The 18,424-nt window shown below is 42.2% G+C and carries 15 protein-coding genes and 1 pseudogene; 5 read left to right on the forward strand and 11 right to left on the reverse strand.

Annotation, left to right across the window (positions count from 1 at the left end):
* Positions 1 to 51: 51 nt before the first annotated feature.
* From OQX61_RS04030 to OQX61_RS04040, 3 genes and pseudogenes are all read right to left on the reverse strand, one after another.
* Positions 52 to 1,170 (reverse strand): annotated as a pseudogene (locus tag OQX61_RS04030) (DEAD/DEAH box helicase); the annotation flags it as partial.
* A gap of 122 nt (positions 1,171 to 1,292) precedes the next feature.
* A complete protein-coding gene (locus OQX61_RS04035; protein ID WP_265840396.1) occupies positions 1,293 to 2,075 on the reverse strand; it encodes a DUF4197 domain-containing protein in 783 nt (260 codons plus the stop codon).
* On the reverse strand, positions 2,062 to 4,098 hold the full coding sequence (locus OQX61_RS04040) for a von Willebrand factor type A domain-containing protein (protein ID WP_265840397.1): 2,037 nt from the start codon (positions 4,096 to 4,098) through the stop codon (positions 2,062 to 2,064). The genes OQX61_RS04035 and OQX61_RS04040 overlap by 14 nt, the downstream gene beginning before the upstream one ends.
* A gap of 99 nt (positions 4,099 to 4,197) precedes the next feature.
* Between OQX61_RS04040 and OQX61_RS04045 the strand changes: the two genes are divergently transcribed.
* Together OQX61_RS04045 and OQX61_RS04050 are read left to right on the forward strand one after the other, a co-directional pair.
* Positions 4,198 to 4,776, forward strand: a complete 579-nt coding sequence (locus OQX61_RS04045; RefSeq protein ID WP_265840952.1) for a sigma-70 family RNA polymerase sigma factor — start codon at positions 4,198 to 4,200, stop codon at positions 4,774 to 4,776.
* The gene (locus OQX61_RS04050; protein WP_265840398.1) at positions 4,769 to 6,100 is read left to right on the forward strand and encodes a carboxypeptidase-like regulatory domain-containing protein; all 1,332 of its coding nucleotides are present in this window, start codon (positions 4,769 to 4,771) and stop codon (positions 6,098 to 6,100) included. The genes OQX61_RS04045 and OQX61_RS04050 overlap by 8 nt, the downstream gene beginning before the upstream one ends.
* Before the next feature lie 123 nt (positions 6,101 to 6,223).
* On the opposite strand, the gene OQX61_RS04055 is transcribed toward OQX61_RS04050, so the two are convergent.
* From OQX61_RS04055 to OQX61_RS04080, 6 genes are all read right to left on the reverse strand, one after another.
* Positions 6,224 to 7,234 carry an inorganic phosphate transporter gene (locus OQX61_RS04055; protein ID WP_265840399.1) on the reverse strand — a complete coding sequence of 337 codons (1,011 nt, stop codon included), beginning with the start codon at positions 7,232 to 7,234 and terminating at the stop codon, positions 6,224 to 6,226.
* 12 nt (positions 7,235 to 7,246) lie between these two features.
* Positions 7,247 to 7,888 (reverse strand): DUF47 family protein, encoded by a 642-nt coding sequence (locus tag OQX61_RS04060; RefSeq protein ID WP_265840400.1) that lies wholly within the window; start codon positions 7,886 to 7,888, stop codon positions 7,247 to 7,249.
* A gap of 146 nt (positions 7,889 to 8,034) precedes the next feature.
* On the reverse strand, positions 8,035 to 9,060 hold the full coding sequence (locus tag OQX61_RS04065) for an ATP-binding protein (protein WP_265840401.1): 1,026 nt from the start codon (positions 9,058 to 9,060) through the stop codon (positions 8,035 to 8,037).
* A 34-nt stretch (positions 9,061 to 9,094) separates the two neighbouring features.
* Positions 9,095 to 9,742, reverse strand: coding sequence for an HD domain-containing protein (locus OQX61_RS04070; protein WP_265840402.1), 648 nt, complete (start codon positions 9,740 to 9,742; stop codon positions 9,095 to 9,097).
* Between the two features lie 61 nt (positions 9,743 to 9,803).
* Entirely contained in the window at positions 9,804 to 10,064 is a 261-nt protein-coding gene (locus OQX61_RS04075; protein WP_265840403.1) for a helix-turn-helix transcriptional regulator, read from the reverse strand.
* 116 nt (positions 10,065 to 10,180) lie between these two features.
* Complete coding sequence (locus OQX61_RS04080) at positions 10,181 to 11,365, reverse strand: class I SAM-dependent RNA methyltransferase (RefSeq protein WP_265840404.1); 1,185 nt, start codon at positions 11,363 to 11,365, stop codon at positions 10,181 to 10,183.
* Positions 11,366 to 11,437: 72 nt separating this feature from the next.
* Between OQX61_RS04080 and OQX61_RS04085 the strand changes: the two genes are divergently transcribed.
* From OQX61_RS04085 to OQX61_RS04095, 3 genes are all read left to right on the forward strand, one after another.
* On the forward strand, positions 11,438 to 11,803 hold the full coding sequence (locus OQX61_RS04085) for a DUF3127 domain-containing protein (protein WP_062550689.1): 366 nt from the start codon (positions 11,438 to 11,440) through the stop codon (positions 11,801 to 11,803).
* Positions 11,804 to 12,273: 470 nt separating this feature from the next.
* Entirely contained in the window at positions 12,274 to 14,112 is a 1,839-nt protein-coding gene (locus OQX61_RS04090) for an ATP-binding protein (RefSeq protein ID WP_265840405.1), read from the forward strand.
* On the forward strand, positions 14,112 to 14,807 hold the full coding sequence (locus OQX61_RS04095; RefSeq protein ID WP_265840406.1) for a response regulator transcription factor: 696 nt from the start codon (positions 14,112 to 14,114) through the stop codon (positions 14,805 to 14,807). Before OQX61_RS04090 ends, OQX61_RS04095 begins: the two co-directional genes overlap by 1 nt.
* Here OQX61_RS04095 and OQX61_RS04100 read toward each other — a convergent pair.
* Entirely contained in the window at positions 14,804 to 15,577 is a 774-nt protein-coding gene (locus OQX61_RS04100; RefSeq protein ID WP_265840407.1) for a GLPGLI family protein, read from the reverse strand. The two genes, OQX61_RS04095 and OQX61_RS04100, sit on opposite strands and share 4 nt — an antisense overlap.
* 4 nt (positions 15,578 to 15,581) lie before the next feature.
* The gene (locus OQX61_RS04105) at positions 15,582 to 18,389 is read right to left on the reverse strand and encodes an outer membrane beta-barrel protein (RefSeq protein WP_265840408.1); all 2,808 of its coding nucleotides are present in this window, start codon (positions 18,387 to 18,389) and stop codon (positions 15,582 to 15,584) included.
* Positions 18,390 to 18,424 lie beyond the last annotated feature (35 nt).

Here is an 18,424-nt window from a genome sequence, read left to right on the forward strand (position 1 = left end):
TTTCTTTTCTCCTGCAAAACCATCTGGTGCATCAGCCGGAACTTCTCCAAAATGTTCAGGAAGTGGCATTCTGTCAATCGTCTTGTCAATCAGCTTTTCAATATTCGCAAATTTACGCTTGTCTTTTTCATTCACCAGGGTGATTGCAGTACCGGTAGTTGCGGCTCTGGCCGTTCTTCCGATCCTGTGGATATAATCTTCCGGATCATGAGGCACATCAAAATTGATCACCAGACTGATCCCTTCCACATCAATTCCTCTAGATAAAACATCTGTTCCAATCAATACCGGAACACGTTTATTCTTGAACTCTGACAAGATCGCCTCACGTTCTTTTTGCCCAAGATCCGAATGGAAAGCTTCTGCTTTAAATCCTAATCCACGGAATACCTTACCCAGGTTCTTCACTTTTTCCTTCGTAGAAGCGAAAATCAGAATGCTTGGGAAGTCTACATTTTTCATCAGCTCGGTCAGTAATTTAACTTTCTGCGAGTCATGAACAAGGTAAGCCTGCTGGTTAATTCCTGCTGCTGGTTTTGAAATCGCGATACTGATTTGTTCAGGCTCATGAAGTAATCTGCCGGCAAGGGTTCTTATTTTTGGAGGCATCGTTGCGGAGAACAATACCGTTTGTCTTTTCTTTGGAAGGAAGCTTACGATGCGCATGATGTCATCATAAAAGCCCATGTCGAGCATCCTGTCTGCCTCATCTAATACCAGGTGCTGCAACTGATCCAGTTTCAGCAATCCAGAAGAAAGATGGGAGATTAAACGTCCCGGAGTGGCAATAATGATATCAACACCTTCGCGCATAGAGCGTTTTTGTTGCTCATAAGCGATACCATCTCCACCACCATAAACGGTTAAAGAGCTGATGTTGGTGAAATAGGAAAGTGCTTCTACCTGTAAATCTATTTGCTGTGCAAGCTCACGTGTCGGGGCCAATATTAAGGTATTGTTATGGCGGTTTTCCGTCATGCTGATCATATTCATGATCGGCAAGAGGTAAGCACCAGTCTTCCCGGTACCCGTTTGTGCGCAGGCAATTAAATCTTTTTTATCTAGAATTAGCGGAATAGCGGCTGTTTGAATAGGTGTCGCATTGCGAAAACCCATGGCTAATAAACCCTCTAATAAATCAGGGTTAAAATTAAAATCTTTGAAATCCAATATACTTCTATGTTGTTAGTATTATCCTATAAAAGTAACCTTTTATTTATAAGATGTCTAATGTTTTTTCTCCCGTTTAGTACTTGCATGGGCTTGATTATTAATTTATAAGCCCATGCTGATTATTTTTTCTGGTCGGCGTAGCCAAATACTTTTTGTAAAAGCGGGGTAGACCTTGCACCCAGATTGTCTCTGATTTTAAGCTCTTCCTGAGCCACCTGTATAAACATTCCTTCGATCGCTTTTTGAGCTACATAGTTGGACAAGTCAGTGTTTACCGGCTTCACCATAGGAATTTTATTGTATTGTTTGGTGGCATCACCCCAGTATTTTGCTGCGCCAACTTTACTTAAGCTACTCGTGATCACCGGCTGGAATTTCTCCATCAGCTGCGAAGTAGTTACTCTTTTGAAATAGTTGGTTGCTGCATCCTGCTGACCCAATAAAATATTTGTTGCATCAGCAATTGTCATCTGCTTAATCGCCGAAACAAAGATTGGTTTGGCCTCTTTTGCTGCATCTTCTGCGGCTCTGTTTAAGCTCAATACCACATTGTCGGCTAAAGAACCTAAACCAACGCTACGTAAGGTTTTTTCTACCTTCTGTGCTTCCGGTGGGAAAAGTATTTTTACGGCTGCATTGCCCATAAACCCGTCTTTTGCAGACAGTAAATCTGCGCCTCTGCCGATACCTAATTCTAAAGCTTCTTTTATCCCAAATCCGATTTCGGAAGTACTTGGTGTGCCCGTTGCACCGGTCACGCTATTGCTGGTGTTGCTGGTTGCTGGTTTTGTAGCAGCGCTTACTTTTTTTAAAATATTACCGAGTTTTGTTTGACTTTGCGCTTCAATACTGCTCAGACTAATCAAGCAGGTGGCGATCAAATAAATGCTAGTTTTTTTCATTGACTTTGTTTGTGTTTTCAATACTAAGCAAATCTTTGGCCAATAAAGCGGTCGACTTTACTAATTTTAAAAACTCGGAGCGGTAACCCTCTGTATCTTTACCCTGTGCGGCTTCTGCAAGGCTGATTACCTGTGCAAAGTTAGCTCCTTGTTTAAAGTCCGACTGGCGCAATAGCAGACCAAACTCTGCCACAGCGGCAGCAAAGCGGAAATTCTCACTGGCACCGCTAAAGGGGAAGGTCGTATCCAGTACCGCTTTCTGCAACAACTTGCTTTTATCACCATCAGGTTGTTTGTAACGAAGCTTAACCGTCAGCATTTCCGGACTATTGCTTTTATTGCCCAAAACCTTGTTTTCCTGATATTTTAAAGGATCAACGGAAGGGGTAAAGCTGCTGTTAACGCCATAAGGAATGATTTCATAAAAAGCGGTTACTGTATGTCCTGCACCCATTTCACCCGCATCTTTACGGTCGTCATTAAAGTCTTTATCTTCCAGCAAACGGTTTTCATAACCAATTAAACGGTAAGCCTGAACTTTCGAAGGATTGAATTCTACCTGTAGTTTCACATCTTTTGCAACCGTAAATAAAGTGCCTCCAAACTCATTGATCAAGACCTTTCTGGCCTCCGTGATATTGTCGATATAAGCATAGTTGCCATTGCCTTTATCAGCAAGTGTCTCCATTTTACTGTCCTTGGTGTTACCCATACCATAACCAAGTACGGTTAAGAAGATGCCGCTTTTTCTTTTTTCTTCAATCAGTGTTTCCATTTCCTTATCACTGGAAAGACCCACATTGAAATCCCCGTCTGTGGCAAGAATCACCCTGTTATTGCCCTTTTTGATAAAATTTTCTGCCGCTACTTTATAGGCCATTTCTAAACCTTGTCCGCCGGCAGTTGAGCCGCCAGCCTCTAATTTATTCAGCGCATCTTTAATGGTAGTGGTCGCAGAACCTGGGGTAGAAGGGAGTACCAAAGCCGATCTTCCGGCATAGACCACAATCGCCACGCGGTCCTCAGGACGTAATTGATCCGTTAATAATTTGAAAGAAGAAATCAGTAAAGGCAATTTATTTGGTTGATTCATAGATCCGGACACATCGATCAGGAATACCAGATTGGCAGCCGGCAAATGTGCTGTTTTTATTTTCCTGGCCTGCAAGGCTATTTTTACGAGTTTATGTTGTGGGTTCCATGGTGCTGTGGCGATTTCCGTCAGGATATTTACCGGGTCATTTCCCGTAGGCTGCGGATAGTTGTAATCAAAATAATTGACCATTTCCTCAATCCTGACCGCATCTTTTGGAGGTAAACCACCATTGTTCAGGTAACGGCGTACATTGCTGTAACCAGCAGCATCTACATCAATTGAAAAAGTAGAAAGTGGGTTTTTATCGGGCGCCAGAAAAGTGTTCTCCACAATAGGCGCATAGCTTTCAGTATTTCCGTACGGGCCAATGGTAGTGCTACTATAGAGTATGCCAGTGATACCCGGGGCAGGCTGTGCTTTTCCAATCGGGGCTGCTACATTCATGCTCATGGATGGATCACCACTATATGTTTTCTGTGCCCGGTTAGGACTGGCAATGCCGCGGATTCTGATGGCCTGTTGTTTGCCTTTTGTCATCACCACTGCCTGGCTCATCGCCTTTTGACTCTGACTCATTGCTTTATCTGAGGTGATCACGCTGACTTCGTTCATGATGGGTTCCGGTTTTTCAATTCCAATGGTCATCTGAACATTCAAAATCGTTTTTTTAACAATATTAAGTCGTTGAGATATATAACCAGACTTCCTGAAGCTTAGCTCCTGATCGCCGTTTTCTAAAAGGATCACATAATGACCATTTTTATCCGTCCATGCTTGTTTGCTTCCGGATAGGTTGCTAACCTGTACGCCGGAAATAGGCCTTTTAAGGCCAGATTCGGTTACCGTACCCTGTATTTTTTTTATTGCGGAGGCATTAAATCCTAGTAGCACAAGAACAAGGAAAAGGGGGAAGAAAAACTTTTTCATAATTTCGTTGGTTTACAGAATGATGTAAGCTTTGACGAATTTCCACACCTTTATCAGAAAATATTTTTATACTTGATCGAATTATGTTCCAGACCGCAATTGAAGTTTATTAAAAATAATACCAGAATTCAGGAGCAGGACGATGCTGCTTTGATTGCCCGATATAAAATCAGCGGCGATCTGGAGTCATTGGGGCTGCTTTACAGTAAATACATGCACCTGGTTTTTGGGGTTTGCCTCAATTACCTGAAAGATGAAGAGCAGAGTAAGGATGCCGTCATGCAGATCTTCGAAGAACTGGTAGTGAAACTGAAGATCCATGAAGTACAAAACTTCAAAAGCTGGCTTCATGTGCTATCCAGGAACTACTGTTTAATGGCCATCCGTAAAAATTCCAGGCATACAACCGTCTCTATGGAAGAGAGTTTTGTGGAAAACACGGAATTTGTGCATCTTGATATTGATGATACAAAAGAAGAATCGCTGACAGTGATGGAACGGTGTATGGAGAAATTGCCGGAAGAGCAGCGCATCAGTGTGCAATTGTTCTATCTGGAAGAGAAGTGTTATAAAGAAGTTGCAGATCTTACCGGATATGAAATGTTGAAGGTAAAGAGCTATATCCAAAATGGAAAGCGGAACTTGAAAATTTGTATAGAAAAAAATAGTGGTGAATAACGATTGGTTAGATATAGGAGTTTTAGAAGATTATCTTGACGGTAAGCTCGACGCAAAAACCATGAACAAGGTGGAGCGGGAAGCACTGGAAGATCCCTTCGTGGCCGAAGCTTTGGCCGGACTAAGTGCCTCGCCTAAGCGCTCTTTGGCGTCGATTTCCTTACTGCAAAAGCAGTTGAAGGAGCGCGTTGCAGAACATCATGTGGCTAAGAAAACAAAGGTAATTACCTGGCAACGGCTAAGTATTGCGGCAACAGCAGCAGTATTGTTTATCTCGGTGAGTATCATTTTCTGGATGAAAGAAGTGGCAAGGGAAAATCAACTGGCAAAACAAGGAAAAGAAATTGATATCAGTATTAAGCCTGAAAATCCGGTGCTTGCAGGACCTTCAGCTCCAACAGCGGCAGGATCAACGGCAGTCAAAGGATCAGTCGCTGATGCAGCGGTTGCAGGCGCTGCGCTGGCGAAGAACAGGCATAATCAGGCTAAACCTTCAGCTAAGGCCAAAAAAGCAGTAAGTCCTGAATCCCCTGCATCAGCAGCTGCAGTAGCTTTAGCAGGGCCGGTATTAGCGTCATCATCGGTTATAGCAGCAGATGTGGTCGCTAAGGATGCGACTGTAGAAAAAGCATTGGAGGCAGCAAAGACCAACAGCTATGCTACAAATGCCAGGAAAAGAGCAGTGACAAATAGCGTTGTGGTCATAGGCCCAACGCAAAGTCCCGCAGCAGCAGCGGTAATGACAGCTGAGCAAAACGCTTATGCCAGTCCGATGGCAAAATCTGTCCGTTTAAGGGGAGTACAGGTTCCGGCAATAACGGGGAAAGTAGTTTCCAGGACTGATGGGCAGCCTTTAGCTGGTGCGGAAGTAAGAATTGTTCAGGCAAGCCCTGGAATTGTGGCCGTCACTGATAGTAATGGTCAATTTAAAATTCCCGCAGATAGCTTAATGAAAGATTACACCATTGCGGTTAGTCATCCGGGCTTTGCCCCCAATAGGCTTGTTGCCCGTTTAAATGCCCCGGTAGAAGTGCTGTTAAATAAGCAAATGATGATCGGATCGGCTTTTATCCCGGTTGGTGGCTGGCAGAAGTACAACCAGTATCTTGAGGAAAATAATCGCCTGACCAAAGAGCATACGCTTGGTGCCACAGTACAGGTCAGTTTTCTGATTGGAAAAGACGGCAAGCCTTATGATTTCAAAATCCTGAGAACTCCTGGAGAGAAGTATGATAAAGAAGCCATCAGACTGATTTCAGCAGGACCTGGATGGGAGCAGCCTGTTAATCCGGAAGGAAGAGTGCAGGTAGGGGTTAAGTTCTAATGAGACCTGAAAAATAACAGGCATAAAAAAAACCGAAACAAGCGTTTCGGTTTTTTTTATGGGATAAACTCCCGATATGATTTTTGCGATGCTGCTGATCAGCACCAATACAAATCCGATGTACTAAAAGAAAAGGTGAATCACACTGTAAACAAGAGCTGCAAGCGTAGCTGATACCGGAATGGTTAATACCCATGCCCATAGCAAACTTACGGTAACACCCCAGCGTACTGCGGATACTCTTTTCAGTAAACCTACCCCAACAATTGATCCTGTGATCGTATGCGTTGTAGATACCGGGATACCAAAATGTTCTGTGATACCTAAGGTTACGGCACCGGCAGTTTCTGCGGCTACGCCTTCAAAAGCATTCACTTTAGTGATTTTAGAACCCATTGTTTTCACAATTTTCCAGCCACCACTCATTGTTCCTAAAGCGATTGCCGCGTAACAAGAGATTGGAATCCATTCCGGCATAGTGTCACCGGTCTTAAGGACATTTGCCGCCACCATCGCTACATAAATGATACCCATTACCTTTTGAGCATCATTACCACCATGCGTAAAACTCAGGGCAGCAGAAGAGATCAATTGTAATCTTTTGAACCATTTTTCTGCAACCGAAGGGCGTGCATTCTTGGAAATATGAAGGATGATAATAGATATAATCACGGAGATCACCATCCCGATTACCGGAGCAAGCACAATAAAGGCCACTACTTTCAGGATAGGAGCAAGGTTAATTGCTTCCATAACACCCACACCTAAGGTAAATGCTTTCGCCATACCGGCACCAGCAAAACCACCAATCAGGGTGTGTGAAGAGCTGGAAGGAATTCCGAACCACCAGGTAAAAAGATTCCAGGTGATGGCTGCCAGAAGGCCGGCCAGGATTACCTCCAGGGTAATGAAGTTTTCCACTACCGTTTTCGCAATTGTATTGGCTACTTTATGGTCGGTGAAATAAAAATAGGCAGCGAAATTAAATATCGCAGCCCAGGCTACTGCCTGAAAAGGTGTTAATACTTTCGTGGATACAATGGTTGCAATAGAATTTGCTGCATCATGAAAGCCATTGATATAATCGAAGGCAATTGCCAGGACAATTACAACGACCAATAAGGTAGTTACCATTTTATTGAAGGTTTAAGCGTTCTTTACCAAAATAGATTCCAACACATTTGCTGCATCCTCACATTTATCTGTAGCCATTTCTAAGGTCTGTAATACCTCTTTTTGTTTGATCAGCTCTATTGCATTGGTTTCAAATTCGAATAAACGTGCAATCGCAAGGTTCGTCACATAGTCAGCTTGATTCTCTCCACTATTGATTCTCACACAAGCATCAGCAATCACGCGAATGTTTTTGAAACTTCTCAATTCTTTAATCGCATTGTTCAAATCAGTACACATTTCTACTAACAATTCTGCTAGTTTGATCATCGCATCACCAATATGAACAATATTATAAAGCTCAATATTACTTGCAGAAGCATGAATATAATCCGCAATATCATCCACAGCACTAGCCAATGCATGGATATCTTCCCTGTCGAATGGCGTAATGAAGTTTTTGCTTAATTCTAAGAAGATCGAATGGGTAATGTCGTCTCCAACATGCTCTAAACGTTCTACCTCTTTAATGTATTCTTTTCTTTTTTCAAGATCTGTTGAACTTAACGCTAGTAATAGTGCCTCAGAAATTTTCAATACATTGCTACCTGCCTGCTCGAATAATGGCTGGAATTTTTTGTCTTTTGGCGTGAAGAACTTAAAAATGCTATTCATCTGTTATATTATATTTTGTTTTAATTGTCAGATGAAAACCCGCATAATGCCTTGACCATCCTACTTATAAAATATGGTACAAAAGTATGAGTGTAATGTTAAGTTAATGTTAAGTGTTAAGATATTTTGAAAAAGCTTTGTCATTGTTAACCAATCTTTTGCAGGGTAAAGGCAAAAGTGGTCCCGATTTGTAAAGTGCTTCTTACCGAAATAATCTGTTGGTGTGCCTCCAAAATATGTTTAACGATGGCAAGGCCGAGTCCGGTACCACCTTCCTGTCTGGATCTGTGAGAATCTATTCTATAGAAACGTTCGAACAGGCGAGGGAGGTGTTTTTCTTCAATTCCGATCCCATCGTCGGTCACTTCGATCAGATACTGGTCATGAAGTTCGAAAATCTTGATGGCAGTAGAGCCATTTTCCCTGCCATACTTGATAGAATTCTGAATCAGATTGATCATCACCTGACGAATCTTCTCCCTATCGGCATTTACATACGCAGGGTGCGTGTATTTATCCTTGAAGGATATCGTAATGTTCTTTTTCTTTGCCTTGTCTTCCAGGCCTTCCATCACCTCTTTAGCCAGGAGCACAAAGTCGAACTTGGTATAATTGATCGGAATTTCTCCGGTTTCTAATTTAGAGATAGAATCCAGGTCGTTAATCAGGTAACTTAAGCGTTCTACATTGTTTTCCGCTTTTTTTAGAAACTTCTGCGCCATCTCCGGATCATCAATCAGGCAGTCCTGCAAAGTCTCTATATAACCTTGTACGGCAAATAAAGGCGTTTTAAATTCATGAGATACGTTCGATAAAAACTCTCTTCTGAACTGTTCCTGTTTTTTCAGGATATCGATTTCACGTTTTTTTGCACCTGCCCATTCCTTTACTTCCTGCTCCACATCATTGATGGGGTCGCTACTCACATATTCTCCCAATGCATCTTTTAAGTCTTTTCCCAATTTTAAATTGTGAATCATCTTATAAATCAGCACGATTTTAGAATAGATGTATTTTTCCAGCAGGTAGTAGAATACAATGAAACTGGTGATAAAGGCCGCTCCAAAAGAAACTGCCATAAAATACCAGTCTTTTTGAAAATAGAAATTGACCAAACCTATCGATAGGCCTACTGCAAAGGCAGCAATGAGAACAAGGACGCTTAACTTCATGCAGGCAATTTACAATTTAGATTTAAATTACACGTTAAATCTTTCCTTCCCACTCTTTATAGAAATGATCCAGATAAATGAGCATAAAATCATGACGCTGAGTGGCAATTTCTTTTCCGGTATTTGTTTTCATAAGGTCTTTTAGTCTCAGAAGTTTCTCATAAAAATGATTGATCGTTGGGGCAGTAGAATTTTTATAGACTTCCTTGCTCATGTTCATATCCGGTGCAATTTCAGGGTCGTATAATACCCTGTTCTTATACCCGCCATAAGTAAAAGCACGGGCGATGCCAATAGCGCCAATGGCATCCAGGCGGTCAGCATCCTGCACAATGTCCAGTTCTTCGGACTGGAAAGTTACCGTACCCAGACTTGCTTTATAACTTAAATTTCTGATGATTTTTTGGACATGGTCGATTTGTTCCGGGGCTAGTCCCAGTTCGGTTAAGAAATCTCCGGCCATTTGGGGACCGATTTCTTCATCGCCATCATTAAACTTCGGGTCGGCGATGTCATGCAACAGCGCGGCCATGGCCACAATCAGCTCGTCGCCTTTTTCAGTCAGGTTAATGTGCAGGGCATTCTTGTACACACGCTCAATGTGAAACCAATCATGCCCGGCTTCCGCTCCTGCTAAAGTTTTTTTAACAAATGCGATGGTCTTTTCCAGTAACGCTTCCATAATAATCTTGCTTTGCAGCAAAAGTATCTGAAATCAACCGGAAAAAAAATGATGTGGAGAATTATCCGGAAGCTCTTAAGGCTTCAACAAATTCTGCGGGTTTAAAATAAAGTAATTGATTAGGCTTGACATCAAGGATGCTTGCGATCTGGCATAAGCGCTCTACAGTTAGTTTACTGTGGCCGAGTTCGATTTTGCTGTACGCATTTTGAGAGATGTGGAGTTTTGCGGCAAGATACTCCTGAGTCAGGGATTTGATTTTCCTGATTTTTTTGATGGTAGAGGGAATCTCTCTAACGTTAATTTCGATTTGGTCATTCATAATTTGGGAAGTTTAGTTTACATTTATTCTAATATATAAGCTAATATATAAATGTATAAACGTAAACTAAACAGGAATAGATTTAAAAAAAGAAAATAAATCGTATTTTCTCTAAACTATTCCACTATCTCCTTAGGATCTGGTCTTCTTGTTCCATCATACAACTCATATTCGAGCATACGACAATCTAGCTTCCCATTGTAAAATTCTATTTTCTTGGTGGCTTTAAGGCCGATTTTCTTCGCAAGGTCAGGATTTCCGGTAAAAATGTATCCGAAATAACCTTTACATTCCTGTTTCATAAAATCACCTACTCTTTTATAGGTCGCTTCTAAAACCGAGTGTACACCTAAGCGTTCTCCGTATTCCGGATTGAAAACTACCACACCTTTTCCGCCTTCAGGGACTTTTGTTTCTGCGAAATCGCAAACTTCAAAAGTAATCAGGGTATCAACACCGGCAGTTTGTGCATTCTTGCGACTGATGTCAACGGCATCTTCGGAAAGATCTGTTGCAATAATCGTCAGGTCTACATTTTTAATCACCTGTTCTTTCAGAATACGGCGTTCCGCGAAGAACACTTCTTCATCATAACCAAGGATGTGCATAAAACCGTAGTTCATGCGGAACAATCCAGGGCGGCGGTTTGTGGCCAGCAAAGCTGCCTCAATAGCCAGGGTTCCGGAACCACACATCGGGTTAACGAATGGTGATTTTTGATCCCATTGCGTACTCATGATCACACCCGCGGCCAATGCTTCTAACATCGGTGCTTTTCCAGGGATTTTACGGTAACCGTGTTTGGCCAGCGTTTCTCCGGAAGTGTCCATAAAGATGTCCGCCTCACTGTCTTTCCAGTAAAGGTGCACCACTGCTTTATTGGCATCTGATCCTGAATTCGGACGAATTCCTTTTTTGTCTTTAATTCTGTCTACAATCGCATCTTTTACTTTTAGATTGGCAAAAAGTGGCGTCGTAATGGTTGGGTTATCCACATTTGAGGTCACCGAGAAGTATCCCGAGAAATCAATCAGCGATTCCCACTCCATATCCACCAGCTCCCGGTACAATTCTTCCGGGTTATTGGCTTTGAAGCTTTTTAAGCAATATAAAATCTGACTGGCACACCTCAGGTTTAAATTCAACTTGATGCATTCAGTAAGGGTTATATTTAACTCCACCCCTGTAGGGAAATCCCTAACAATAGTGTAGCCCAGGGCTTTAACCTCTTCCTGTAGATATGGCGATAATCGCTTGTTGCAGGTTAAGATAACCTTGCTTTTTGTGTGGAAAACTTGCATAATATATTGTGCGAAGTTATCAATAAAAATATAGAGATTTGAACTTTGTACGAGAATAAAATAGTAATTGTTATGGAAATAAAAGGAAAAGTGCATGAAATTGGTGCATTACAACAGGTGAGTGAGACTTTTAAGAAACGTGACCTGATTATAGAATACGCAGAAAATCCTACTTATCCAGAGTACATCAGATTTGAAGCTTTACAAGATAAAACAGCTTTATTCGATAGCCTGAAAACTGGTGATGATGTGGAAGTTTCTTTTAACTTACGCGGTCGTCCATGGACTGATAAAACAGGGAAAACATCATATTTCAATAGTCTGGTCGTATGGCGTATCAATGCCTTGACTCCGGGAGCAGCAGCAGCAACACCAGCTTACGCTCCGCCAGCAGATTTGAACAATGCTCCAGGTGAGGAAGACGATCTTCCTTTCTAAAGATCTTTTTTAAACGATAGACAAATTGACCACGAGCCTGTCCGATCATTCGGACAGGCTTTATTTTTTTGCCGTTTTTTTAGCGGACTCCCGGTTCCCTTTCAATGGCCCTCAGGTTTTCTTTAATCTATCTTCGGAATCCCTCAGTCTGCTATGCAGTAGCAGGTTGCCGAAGGATTGTCGGAGAGGTGCTGAAGACCTGAAGAAGGGTTTGCCTCCGGCAAGCCTCCCTTACTCCTGAGTAATTCTCCGACAATCCTTCGGCAACCTGCTACACGATACTATTCCCGTACATTTTCTCCGGGTTTCCTCCTGTTTCTCTGATTACGTTATTTAGTCTCAAAATCATATTCCACATTAAAAGCAATAAACAGACTTTAGGCATCGTAATTTAGGCGCAATCAGCGTGTTAAAAAGTGTTAAATAAGCGGGTTTGTGCCCGACCTTAGCTATTTTTGAGCTATCACATAATGAAAAAAAGAAGTCTTTGGTTAATCACCGCTCTAATGACCATAGCTTTGCTTGGTGTCTTTGTAATGCAATTGTATTACATCAGGGAGGCGTATGCCCTAAAATCTCAACTTTTTGAACAGGATGTGAGCCAGGCTTTAAATGCTGTAGTCAACAAAGTGCAGAAGAGATATGCGGCTACGCATCTGTACAAAAAAGAAGATCAGCTGAAAGAAGAAAGAGAAGCAGAGCTGAGGGATAAAGCGCAGATTCTGGTAGAATTTAAGGAACAGCATAAGGCAAAAGAGGAACGCCGGAAACTGGAACAGCAAAAGAAAATTATTGCGGATCTGAATATGCAGGACAGTGTGATCCGCAGCAACTATCTGAACCCAACGATCATTCCCGAGACAGAATACCTGTCAATGTCGAATGGGGAGGATGACAAGAAATCTCCTTTACAGGTAGATATGAATTTTGGAGTCGATAAGGCCGGGAATGTGGTCACCGCCAATGTCAATCAGGTCTATATCCCTGAGAAATCGCAAACTTTTAGCGTCTCTACCGACAAGCTTCCGGATAGTATCCGATATCTGGCTTTTAATCCTTTTACTAAAAAACCTCTGCTGATTACGCTGCCACGTGTTTCTCCGGATATGGTGTCGAAGTTTAAAAGTGAAGATGAGATCGAAAATCAGAAATTTTCAAGGGCTTTTAAAGACTTGTTAAAGGATACGGTAATCATTAAAACCAATAGCCTGAGTTACCTGGAGGATGTCGCCAAGGAGATGCGTCAGGAAAGTGTGCCGATGGATGAACGGGTGCCCAGAGATGTGCTGGATACACTGATCAAAACGGAACTCCTGAACAGGAATATCAAGCTCGACTATGATTTCTGGGTGAAACTGGCAAGTAAAGACTCTGTGGTTTACCGTAAGGTGTCTAAGGAAAGCGTGATACCTACCCAGGCAAATTTACATACGGTAACCTTGTTTAGCGACGATATCTTTAGAGATCCAGGGTTGTTATACGTCACGTTCCCTAAAGAAGATTCTTTGATATTTAGCAACCTGAGCGTCACGATGGCCTCTTCGGCCGCCTTATTGCTCGTGCTCGTCTTTATTTTTTCCTATACGATATATACGATTTTAAAGCAGAAGAAAATCTCGGAGATGAAAACTGATTTCATCAACAACATGACCCATGAGTTTAAAACTCCGGTGGCTACCATTATGATTGCCAGTGAGGCGCTGAAGGATCCCGAGATCGCAGAAGACAAGAGCAGAGTGAAAAGACTGGCAGGGATCATCTATGATGAAAACGTGCGTCTGGGAAATCATATTGAAAGGGTTTTGAGTATCGCCCGACTGGAAAAGAAAGAATTGAAACTGGAAGAAACCATTGTGAATGTCAACGAGCTGATCCTCGTTGTGGTAGACAGTATGGACTTGCAGCTGAAAAAGAAAGGAACAGTATTGAAACTGGACCTTGCTGCCACACAACCGCTGATTTTAGCGGACGAGCTGCATTTTTCCAATGTCATTTATAACCTGATTGATAACGCCAATAAATACAGTACCGGAACGCCGGAAATTAAGATCGGCACCAGGAATATCAATAAACACCTGGTGATTGAAGTGTCGGATGCTGGTATTGGCATGACAACAGAAGAAACAAAACGTATTTTTGATCAGTTCTACAGAGTACCCACCGGAAATTTGCATGATGTCAAAGGATTTGGCCTTGGCCTGAACTACGTCCAGGACATCGTCCAGCAGATGGAAGGGAAAATTAAGGTGTATAGTGAAAAAGATAAAGGCACTGTATTTGAAATAATCTTACCCCTAAACCGTAAATAATGAAAAAAATTCTATTGGTAGAAGATGATCCGAACCTGGGTTTGCTTTTGCAAGATTACCTGCAATTGAAAGGGAAATTTGAGGTGGTACTTTGTGTGGATGGAGAAGAAGGCATCAAGGCTTTTTCAAAACAGGAATTTGACCTTTGCATTCTGGACGTCATGATGCCTAAGAAAGATGGTTTCACCCTGGGGAAAGAGATTAGAAAGATCAACCAGCAGGTGCCCATTATTTTTGCTACGGCAAAGGCCATGATGGAAGATAAAGCTTCAGCATACGATCTGGGGGGAGACGATTACATCACCAAACCTTTTCGTATAGAAGAATTATTGCTGCGCATCAATGCACTGTTGAAACGGGTGTCTGCAAAAGAGACCGCAGAAGTGGCTCCGGTTGAAACGCAGTTCCAGATCGGCGACTATACCTTTGATTATACCACGCAGCTGATTCACTATAAAGGACAGCAACAAAAGCTCAGTACTAAAGAAGCCGAGTTGTTGCAGTTGTTATGCTTAAAGAAGAATGCGGTGTTGACCAGAGAAGAGGCTTTGTTAAGCATCTGGCATGACGACAATTATTTTAACGGTCGTAGTATGGATGTTTTCCTGAGTAAGTTAAGGAAGTACCTTAGGGAAGACCCTAAGGTAGAAATCCTCAACGTACATGGAAAAGGCTATAAATTATTAGTCAACTAAATCGTCAGGGCTTTTAGCACAGTCTGTGCATAAGAGCCCCAATCTTTTATTACCCCGTTCAGGGTATCGTTTAGTCCTTTTGTATTGACCGCTTTCCCTTTTACCGGCGCTTTCAATTCTGCTGCGGTAACAGGTTTGTCTTTAACAGAGGTGGCAAACCAGCTCACGTTTTCATGTGGTAAGGCTACACCCAGGATCATGCCCGGTAAGCCGGAAAATGATTCCGGTCCGCCCGAAACAGGGATCTTATCCGTGTAAAAGGCCACCACATAGATCGAGTCCATCATGATTGCATTGGCTCTTCTGCACTCATATCCTGCAATTTCTCTGGTCTCCGAAGTCAGCTTCCAGTTGATCTTTCTCAAACTGTCTCTTATCAAAAATGTTTCTTCAAATACTTTCTTCTGTGTAATGAAGCTGCTGTTCGCCAGGTCGCTGAAAATGGTGTTATTCTGCGTGCTGTTCGGATCAGATCCCCAAAATCCACCCGCATCTTTTCCGGTATCCGGAAGCGGTGTGAAGAGCGACTTGTCATTTGAAAATGTCAGGGTGCTTTTCAGGATTTTGAATTGTGGCTGATTTTTCCGGTAGGAATCATAAGCGGGTTGTAAATAGGTTTCATTGTCCTTGTTAATGCGCTTTTTAAGGGTCGCATACATATTTGTTTTGCGTTCAAACTCAATCACACCATCCGTAGTAAAGCGTACATTTTGTGCGTAGCTGCTCATAGATCCGAGCAGTATGGTCAGGGTTATTAGTGTCTTCTTCATTTGATTATTGTTTTGGAGCGCCTCCGCCCATTTTATTGAAATCCCAGATCAGTGATAGCAAAAAGTATCTTGTGATGGTATTGTATCTTCTTTCGGTAATTAAATTGCTGCTGGCACTTCTGCTAAAACCAGTGTTCTGATTTAAGAGGTCATTGCCGGAAAGCGAAAGTTTCAGGTCTTCTGCTTTGAAGAACTTTTTGCTGATGTAGGCATTCCAGATGAAACGCTCAAATACCTGGTTAAAGGATTTTGTTTTCGCCCTGTATTCATATTCTCCATCTGAAGCAATTTCAATTTTCCCCGGCAGATAAATGTTGAAGCCCATGCTTCCATTGGCTTTCCAGCCGTTGTCATTCAGGTTTTTCTGTAAGGATGATCCGCTAACGGTATAGGCAGGCCCTCCGGAAACATAGAAGTTATACTTTTTCTCTTTGTATTGAGAAAGTCTCAGGCCAAATTCATAATTATTGTTGTTGGTGGTATTGAACTCATTGTTCACCATGCTGTAACTGGTGTTTCCGGATATCCCGCCATTGATGCCTGCACGTAAATCCAGCACCTTAATCTTTCTGTCGTAATTAACATTAGCCCGGTAACTGGTTGGCATCTTTCCGTCAATATTGATCGGTTTGTAGGTGTTTTTACCTTCGGCATTGGTGGTGGTAGAGTTGGCGATGGCATTGGATGTAAAGTTTACACTGGCATTAAACCAAACGGACTCACCACTCATCACTTTGTAATTGCCAAAATTCATGCTCATGCCATTGTTGAACGAAGGTCTCAGATCAGGATTTCCATCATAAATATTTAACTGGTCATTGTTCACTCTTACCGGTTGCAACTGAGTGATGCTTGGCTGTGTGGTGTTTCCATAGTAATAGAATCTCAGGGATTTCTGCTGCGTAAAATTATACGTGTAGGAGGCCTGAGGATTCCAGTTGGTGAATTTTCTGTTGAAACGCGCTTGTGTAAGCCCGTCGATTTGTTTGAAGCTCACATCAGCAACCTTACCACCGAAGTTGAAAACGGTCTTCCCTTGCTTGTAATTAAAGGTGGCTCCCCCCTGATTAGACACCTGGTCTAGTTTAAAGTCATTACTGAATTCCCTATCCAGGATCGTATAATCGCCATTGGCATCCTGGTTGAAAGAGCTTCTGTCGGAAGTTCCACTGCTCAGGCTCAGTCCATAACTCAGCAATACCGACCATGATTTAGAAAGTGGTTCGGTATAAGTAGCATTGGAGCTGAATTTAGAGGTGCTGTTATGCGAGGTTTTGTATTGATTCAGTAAGGAGTCTCTTTTGAAATCTCCGTTTAATTCGAAATACTGGGTTAAGGAGTAGATATTCCCTTTATTATTTTTTTCGCTGGTGTTTTGTGCCAGGGCTAAAGATAAGGTACGGCCTTTTTTCTTTAGCTTTTGGGTGTACAGGATATTGGCATTCAGGTCTCTCTGGTCTCCTTTATTGTCATTGATGGTGCTGCTGTTGTTGATGGCGGTGCCGTCTAAACGTTCACTGTTGGAATGACCTTCTGAATCTGAATTGTTGTTCTTTAGCAATCCATCTACACCTACCTTGATGGTCGCCGAACTATCCAGCGCAATGGTATAGGCGATATTTGCTTTTTGACGGAACAATCGCTTGTCCGATCTTTCTTCTGAAGTACTAAAAATCACCGGGGTTTCCGATCCTGCAGGCAGGTTATTCTGCGTCAGGGTACTGTTAACACCGGCTACATTAATTTCACCAATTTTATAATTGGCATTGATGCTTTCTTTGTCTTTGTTCCACTTATTGGAGAACTGAGCACCGCCACTTTTAGTTTTTGGCATACCTTCTCCACTGTACTGACCGTCGTAGGAATCTAATCCGTCATCACGACCACCACCAGAATACATATACATTCCATCGTCACTCATCTGGAAGTTACTACTGCCGAATTTGTCATTATCACTCCAGGATAAACCGGTTTTTCCGTTATTTGCCAGGTTTCCGAAAGCAGCAAATTTCTTCTTTCCTTTGAAGGCATTGATCATGGCTTGTCCCGAATAGAAATCATCAGTACCTCCGCCAATATCTACTTTTCCGAAATAGCCTTGCTTCTTATCTTCTTTCAATTTGATGTTGATGGTTTTTGCTTTTTGTCCGTCGTCGATACCGGTAAATGCAGCCTGATCGCTGGTCTTGTCGAACAGCTGTACTTTATCTACCATGTCGCCACGTAGGTTTTTAGTGACCAGGGTTGGGTCATCACCGAAAAATTCTTCCCCGTCTACAAGTACTTTATTAACGGCCTGGCCCTGAGCCGTGATTTTTCCATCTTTATCGATGGTGATGCCGGGCAGTTGTTTCAACAGGTCTTCGACCTTAGAATTGGGTTGAATCACATAAGCTGCGGCATTAAATTCGGTGGTATCTCCCTTCATTTTGATCGCACTGATGTTTCCTTTGATGATAACACCCTCTAAAAGGGTTGATTTTAACATCAGGTTTAAGCGGCCAAAATCGTGCACCTTTTTGACATCGTCTAAATTGAATTCCTCCACATAATCGGCATAGCCGGGGTAGGTAACGAGGATGATAAATTTTCCGGCTTTCGGCGGATGGAGTTTAAAGGCTCCGTCTGTGCCTGCGCGGACATATTTGACGAGCGTTGAGTCTTTGGCGTTTAAAATGGTGACTGTGGTGTTGACCATTTTGTAAGTCGCTGCGGTGTCAGTGATTACACCCTTAACTTCATAATTACTTTGCGAGAACACTAAAAAAGGGTAATAGCAGACTAAAAATAGTAGGAATACTTTAAGTTTCATTTTTGGTTATTTGGATTAACCTAAGTTATAACTAA

Source organism: Pedobacter sp. PLR, assembly GCF_026239675.1.
In the GTDB taxonomy this organism is placed as follows: domain Bacteria; phylum Bacteroidota; class Bacteroidia; order Sphingobacteriales; family Sphingobacteriaceae; genus Pedobacter.

Coding starts and splice junctions, on each gene's coding strand:
- OQX61_RS04040 (WP_265840397.1), bottom strand. CDS start 4,098: ATGAAAAAGTTTTTCTTCCCCCTTTTCCTTGTTCTTGTGCTACTAGGA.
- OQX61_RS04090 (WP_265840405.1), top strand. CDS start 12,274: ATGAAAAAAAGAAGTCTTTGGTTAATCACCGCTCTAATGACCATAGCT.
- OQX61_RS04105 (WP_265840408.1), bottom strand. CDS start 18,389: ATGAAACTTAAAGTATTCCTACTATTTTTAGTCTGCTATTACCCTTTT.
- OQX61_RS04055 (WP_265840399.1), bottom strand. CDS start 7,234: ATGGTAACTACCTTATTGGTCGTTGTAATTGTCCTGGCAATTGCCTTC.
- OQX61_RS04070 (WP_265840402.1), bottom strand. CDS start 9,742: ATGGAAGCGTTACTGGAAAAGACCATCGCATTTGTTAAAAAAACTTTA.
- OQX61_RS04060 (WP_265840400.1), bottom strand. CDS start 7,888: ATGAATAGCATTTTTAAGTTCTTCACGCCAAAAGACAAAAAATTCCAG.
- OQX61_RS04075 (WP_265840403.1), bottom strand. CDS start 10,064: ATGAATGACCAAATCGAAATTAACGTTAGAGAGATTCCCTCTACCATC.
- OQX61_RS04065 (WP_265840401.1), bottom strand. CDS start 9,060: ATGAAGTTAAGCGTCCTTGTTCTCATTGCTGCCTTTGCAGTAGGCCTA.
- OQX61_RS04035 (WP_265840396.1), bottom strand. CDS start 2,075: ATGAAAAAAACTAGCATTTATTTGATCGCCACCTGCTTGATTAGTCTG.
- OQX61_RS04085 (WP_062550689.1), top strand. CDS start 11,438: ATGGAAATAAAAGGAAAAGTGCATGAAATTGGTGCATTACAACAGGTG.
- OQX61_RS04095 (WP_265840406.1), top strand. CDS start 14,112: ATGAAAAAAATTCTATTGGTAGAAGATGATCCGAACCTGGGTTTGCTT.
- OQX61_RS04080 (WP_265840404.1), bottom strand. CDS start 11,365: ATGCAAGTTTTCCACACAAAAAGCAAGGTTATCTTAACCTGCAACAAG.
- OQX61_RS04100 (WP_265840407.1), bottom strand. CDS start 15,577: ATGAAGAAGACACTAATAACCCTGACCATACTGCTCGGATCTATGAGC.